The sequence below is a fragment of the Rhodosalinus sp. genome (assembly GCF_041685465.1).
GTDB lineage: Bacteria > Pseudomonadota > Alphaproteobacteria > Rhodobacterales > Rhodobacteraceae > Rhodosalinus.
In genome coordinates, this window is record NZ_JAWLFS010000201.1 from 1 (window position 1) to 5572 (window position 5572).

Here is a 5572-nt window from a genome sequence, read left to right on the forward strand (position 1 = left end):
ACGCGCGCGGCGGGGACGGGAGGATCGTGGTCCTGCGCTCCTTCGGCAAGTTCTTCGGACTGGCGGGACTGCGCCTCGGCTTCGCGCTGGGCGACGCGGACGCGATCGAGCGGCTGCGCGCGCTGGCCGGGCCGTGGGCGGTGAGCGGACCCGCCGCCGCCCTCGGCACCGAGGCGCTCGGCGACACGGATTGGCAGGCGGCGACGCGCGCGCGGCTGGGCCAGGATGCGCAGCGGCTGGACGAGATCGCGGCGCGGGCCGGCTGGCCGCTCGTGGGCGGCACGGCCCTCTTTCGCACCTACGACGCGGGCGACGGCCCGGCGGCGCAGGCCCGGCTGGCCGCGGCGCACATCTGGTCGCGCGTCTTTCCGTACTCGACCGGCTGGATCCGCCTCGGGGTGCCGGGCGACGCGGCCGGGTGGCGGCGGCTGGAGCGGGCGCTCGCGCCCTGACCCTCACGACGCGGCCGCGAGCAGGGCGTCCACGTCGAGATGCGCCTCGAGGTGGTCCGCGAGCGCGTCGAGCACCGTCTCGACGCCCGCGTCGTAGCGCGCGCGCCCCGCGACGCCGAACTGCGCGAGCCAGGCGGCGCGGAACCCGTCGTCACGGAACATGCCGTGCAGGTAGCTGCCCTGCACCCGGCCGCAGGGCGAGACGGCGCCCTCCGGCTGGCCCGCCACGCGCGCGAAGGGCCGCGCGCGGTCGGGCCCCTCGGTGCGGCCGATGTGGATCTCGTAGCCGTGGAACGGCCGGCCGCTCGCGGCATGGGTGGCCGCCACCCGCGTGAGTTGCTTGTCGGCGGTCATCACCGTCTCGACGTCCAGCATCCCGAGCCCCGGGTCGCGGCCCGGCGGTCCCTCGGCGCCGTCGGGGTCGGCGACGCTCCGGCCGAGCATCTGGTAGCCGCCGCAGATGCCCAGCACATGCCCGCCGCGGCGCAGATGCGCAGAAAGGTCCACGTCCCATCCCTGCGCCCGGAGGAAGGCGAGATCGCCGCGCGTCGCCTTGGTGCCCGGCAGGATCACCACGTCGGCGTCGCCGGGCAGCGCGCGCCCGGGGCCGAGCATCGTCACCCGCACGCCCGGTTCCTGCGACAGGGGGTCGAGATCGTCGAAGTTCGCGATCCGCGACAGGGCGAGGCAGACCACGTGCAGCCCGCCCTCGCGCTGCGGCGTGCCCATCTCCACGGCGTCCTCCGCCGGCAGGCGCCAGGCCTCGGGAAACCACGGCAGCACGCCGAAGCCGGGCCAGCCGGTGTGCCGCGCGATCTCGGCGTAGCCGTCGTCGAAGAGGCGCGGGTCGCCGCGGAACTTGTTGATCAGGAAGCCGCGGATCAGCGCGGCGTCCTCCGGGTCGATGACCGCCTGCGTGCCGACGATCTGCGCGATCACGCCGCCCCGGTCGATGTCGCCGGCCAGCACCACGGGGACGTCGGCGGCGCGCGCGAAGCCCATGTTGGCGATGTCGCGCGGGCGCAGGTTGACCTCGGCCGGGCTGCCCGCGCCCTCGACCACCACCAGATCATGGCCCGCGCGCAGCCGGGCGAAACTCTCGAGCACCGCGTCGAGAAGGCGGGGCCTGAGCGCGCCGTAGTCCCGCGCCCGCGCGGTGGTCAGCCGCTTGCCCTGCACGATGACCTGCGCGCCGGTGTCGGTCTCGGGCTTCAGCAGGACGGGGTTCATGTCGGTGACCGGTTCCAGCCCGCAGGCCAGCGCCTGCAGCGCCTGCGCGCGCCCGATCTCGCCGCCGTCGGCGGTCACGGCGGCGTTGTTCGACATGTTCTGCGGCTTGAAGGGCGCGACCGAGAGCCCGCGCCGGCGCGCCGCGCGGCAGAGCCCGGCGACCAGCATCGACTTGCCGACGTTGGAGCCGGTGCCCTGCAGCATGAGCGCGCGCGCCAAGGCTCAGAACTCCACGCCCTTCTGGGCCACCACGCCCAGATCCTTGAAGGGGTGCTTGACCAGCGTCATCTCGGTGACGAGGTCGGCGACCTCGAGGATCTCCGGCTTGGCGTTGCGGCCGGTGAGACAGACGTGGGTCATCTCGGGCTTCTGCGTGAGCAGGAACTCCGCCACCTCGCCCGCGTCGAGATAGTCGTAGCGCAGCGCGATGTTGATCTCGTCGAGCAGGACGAAGCGGATCTCGGGATCGAGGATCTGCTCCTGCGCGATGCGCCAGCCGTTCTCGGCCGCCTCGATGTCGCGTTCGCGGTCCTGCGTGTCCCAGGTGAAGCCCTCGCCGGAGACGAAGAAGCGGCACTCCTCCGGGAAGCGCTCGCGCAGGAAGGTCTTTTCGCCCGTCTGCCAGTTGCCCTTGATGAACTGCACCACGGCGCAGGGCATGCCGTGCGCGATGCAGCGCATGATCATGCCGAAGCCCGAGGACGACTTGCCCTTGCCGTTGCCGGTGTGGACCATGATCAGGCCCTTGCGCTCGGTCTTGGTGGCCATCATCCGCTCCCGCGCGGCCTTGATCCGGCGCATCTTTTCGGCGTGGCGCGCGTTGACGTCGTCCTGCATCGACAGACTCCCTGCTTGGTCGAGGTTCCCGCTTCCCGCGCGTGGTAGCCGGGCGCGCGGCCCGCGCCAAGCGGGCGCGTCGCCCGGCGACACGGGTCTTGCAAGCGCGGCCTCCGCTCGGTAGCTTGGTATCCGCTTCGGTCCGGGCGCATGCGTCCGGTTAAAAGGGAACGCGGTGCGGCTTCGGCCAAATCCGCGACTGCCCCCGCAACTGTAAGCGGCGAGCGACCCCGGCAAACGCCACTGGGCCCACGTGGCCCGGGAAGGCCCGGGGAAGCGCCGACCCGCAAGTCAGGAGACCTGCCGAAGCGAACACCCTGTCCGGCCGCGGGGCGCGTGCGGGACTGCGGATGTGCTTTCCGCCGTGGTGTCGTCACTGGGTGAGGAAAGCCTGCCTTTCCCTGCCCGAACTGGAAACGCACTCGGGCGGCCCGCCGGGCCGCCGAACCTGGGACAGTACGATGAACAGAACGATTTTCGTGGCGGGCCTCGCCACGCTCGCGGCGCAGTCGGCCGCGGGGCAGGAGGCATTCGACCTTGGAACCCTCGTGGTCTCGCCGAGCCTCAGCCCCGTCCCGGAGGGCGAGGTCGCCTCCACCGTCGAGGTCCTGACCGGCGACGAGATCCGCGGCCGGGACACCGGCACGCGCGAGACGCTCGACCGCCTGCCCGGCGTGAGCTTCTCCGGCAACGGCGGGCTGGGCGCGAACACGACGCTGCGCATACGCGGGCTGGATACAAGCTACATCGGCGTCCGGCTCGACGGGATCGACGTGAGCGACCCGTCGAGCACCCAGACCTCGTTCAATTTCGGGCAGCTCGTCGGGAGCGGCCTGTCGCGGATCGAGGTGCTGAAGGGCTCGCAATCGGCGCTCTACGGGTCCGAGGCGATCGGGGGCGTGATCAACCTGCAAAGCTGGCGGCCGACGCGCGACGGCGCCTCGGGCGAGGCGCTGCTGGAAGCGGGCAGCTTCGGCACCGTCAAGGGCTCCGCCTCCGCCGGCTTCCGCTCGGAGCGCGGCGAGGTGGCGCTCACGCTCGGGCGCGTGGAAACGGACGGGATCTCGGCGCGGGCGGGTGACGACGAAGAGGACGGGTTCGACCAGACGCAGATCCTCGTGTCGGGCCGTTTCGCCGCGACCGAAACGCTGACGTTCGGCGCCAACGCGTTCCGGCGTGACAGCGATGTCGAGATCGACCGGGCTGACGACGACAACAGCGGCGAGTCGACGACCGAACAGACCGGCGCACGCGTGTTCGCCGAACTGGTCACCGGTCCGGTCACGCACAGCCTGTCCTACAGCGAATTCGTCAGCGACCGGCGCGATCCCGGCGGCGCCATCACGGCCTTCGACGGGACGCGGACGGAACTGGCGTATGAAGGCAACGCCACGCTGGGCGCGACGGCTGATCTCGATTTCGGGCTGTCGCAGACGGAGGAGACGATCGAGACCTCGTCGGTCGCCAAGCGTGACGAAACCGTTCTCGCCGCCTTCGGTGAACTCCGGTGGCGGCCGAGCGACCGGACCACCGTCTCGGTCGCGCTGCGCCGCGACGACAACTCGGATTTCGGCGTGGAGACCACGGGCCGCCTCGCGCTGACCCACATGCTCCGCGAGGACGTGACGCTGAGAGCCGTCGCCGGCACCGGCTACCGCGCGCCGTCGCTTTTCGAACGTTACAGCCAGTACGGCGACCCGGCGCTCCAGCCCGAGACGAGCAAGAGCTTCGAACTGGGGGTCGAGAAAGCCTTCGGCGAGCAGGCGGTCCTCGAGGCGACGGTCTTTTACACCGAGATCGAGGATCTGATCGACTTCGACGGTGCCGCGACCGCCTGCGGCAGCGGTTTCGGATGCTACAGCCAGGTGCCGGGTCTGACCGTTTCGCAGGGCATGGAACTGTCCGGCGCCTACGATGTCACCGAGCGTGTGACCGTGAATGGCAGCTACACCTACACGGATGCGGAAACGGATGGCGCGCGGCTGACGCGCGTCCCGCGGCACGACCTCGTGCTCGGCGCCGAGGCGGACCTGACCGACAAGTGGTCCGCGACCGGCGAAATCCGGCACGTGGCCGATATCGAGCCGAGCGCCTTCGCGCCTGCCGACAACAAGGTCGGCGACTACACTCTGGTCAATCTGGGCGTCGGCTACGACGTCTCCGACACCTCCGAACTCTACCTGAGGGTCGAGAATGCGCTGGACGAGGACTACGAGACCGCCGCCGGCTACAACACGCCGGGCCGCGCCGTCTTCGCGGGGCTGCGTGCGTCGTTCTGAGCGACGCCGGGCCACGGTCGCCGCGCTCTGTCTCGTGGCGGCCGGCGCCGGGGCCGAAGAGGCCCCGGCCCCCGAGGCGGCGCCCGAGACGCCGCCCGAGCGCGTCGTCTCGATCAACCTCTGCACCGACCAGCTGGCGATGATGCTGGCGGCGCCGGGGCAGCTCGTCTCGGTCAGCCACCTCGCCTCCGATCCCTACAGTTCCGCCATGGCGCGGGAGGCGGAGCGCTACGACGAGAACCGCGGGCGGGCCGAGGAGGTCTACCTGCTCGAGCCCGATCTCGTGCTCGCCGGGGCCTACACGGCGCAGGCCACGGTCGGCATGCTGGAGCGCATGGGGATCGAGGTCGAGGTTTTCCAGCCGGCCCATGGCCTGTCGGCCGTCACGGAACGCATGCACCAGATGGGCGCCGCGCTCGGGCGCGAGGACGAGGCGGCAGAGATGATCGCGCGCTTCGAGGCCAGCCTCGCGGCCATGCAGGTCGACGACCGGGAGCCGCGCGCCGCCCTTTACGGCGCGAACGGCTATACATCCGGCGACCGGTCGCTCTCCGGCGAGATCCTGTCCGCGGCGGGCTTCACGAACATCGCCACCGAGCACGGCCTGTCCGGTGGCGGCCGGCTGCCGCTGGAGCTTCTGGTGCTGTCGGACCCGGAGCTGGTGATTTCCGGAGAGCCCTACCCGGGCGCCTCGCGCGCGGAGGCGATCCTCGACCATCCGCTGGTCGAGGACCTGCGCAACCGCGTCGAGGGCACGGTGATGCAGGATCGGGC

5 protein-coding genes and 1 riboswitch are annotated in these 5572 nt (G+C 71.5%); of the genes, 3 read left to right on the forward strand and 2 right to left on the reverse strand.

The window, feature by feature from the left end; all coding sequences use genetic code 11:
• Positions 1-452 (forward strand): aminotransferase class I/II-fold pyridoxal phosphate-dependent enzyme (locus ACESL7_RS12280; RefSeq protein ID WP_372893608.1); only part of this gene is annotated, 452 nt, incomplete at its 5' end.
• Positions 453-455: 3 nt separating this feature from the next.
• Here the strand turns inward: ACESL7_RS12280 and ACESL7_RS12285 are convergent.
• Positions 456-1901, reverse strand: coding sequence for a cobyric acid synthase (locus tag ACESL7_RS12285; protein ID WP_372893609.1), 1446 nt, complete (start codon positions 1899-1901; stop codon positions 456-458).
• Between the two features lie 3 nt (positions 1902-1904).
• The gene (gene cobO / locus ACESL7_RS12290; protein ID WP_372893610.1) at positions 1905-2519 is read right to left on the reverse strand and encodes a cob(I)yrinic acid a,c-diamide adenosyltransferase; all 615 of its coding nucleotides are present in this window, start codon (positions 2517-2519) and stop codon (positions 1905-1907) included.
• Positions 2520-2640: 121 nt separating this feature from the next.
• A riboswitch (cobalamin riboswitch) is annotated at positions 2641-2841 on the forward strand.
• A gap of 139 nt (positions 2842-2980) precedes the next feature.
• Here cobO and ACESL7_RS12295 point away from each other — a divergent pair.
• Complete coding sequence (locus ACESL7_RS12295; protein ID WP_372893611.1) at positions 2981-4798, forward strand: TonB-dependent receptor plug domain-containing protein; 1818 nt, start codon at positions 2981-2983, stop codon at positions 4796-4798.
• A partial coding sequence (locus ACESL7_RS12300) for an ABC transporter substrate-binding protein (protein ID WP_372893612.1) occupies positions 4785-5572 on the forward strand: 788 nt, incomplete at its 3' end. The genes ACESL7_RS12295 and ACESL7_RS12300, both read left to right, overlap by 14 nt.

Coding starts and splice junctions, on each gene's coding strand:
- cobO (WP_372893610.1), bottom strand. CDS start 2,519: ATGCAGGACGACGTCAACGCGCGCCACGCCGAAAAGATGCGCCGGATC.
- ACESL7_RS12295 (WP_372893611.1), top strand. CDS start 2,981: ATGAACAGAACGATTTTCGTGGCGGGCCTCGCCACGCTCGCGGCGCAG.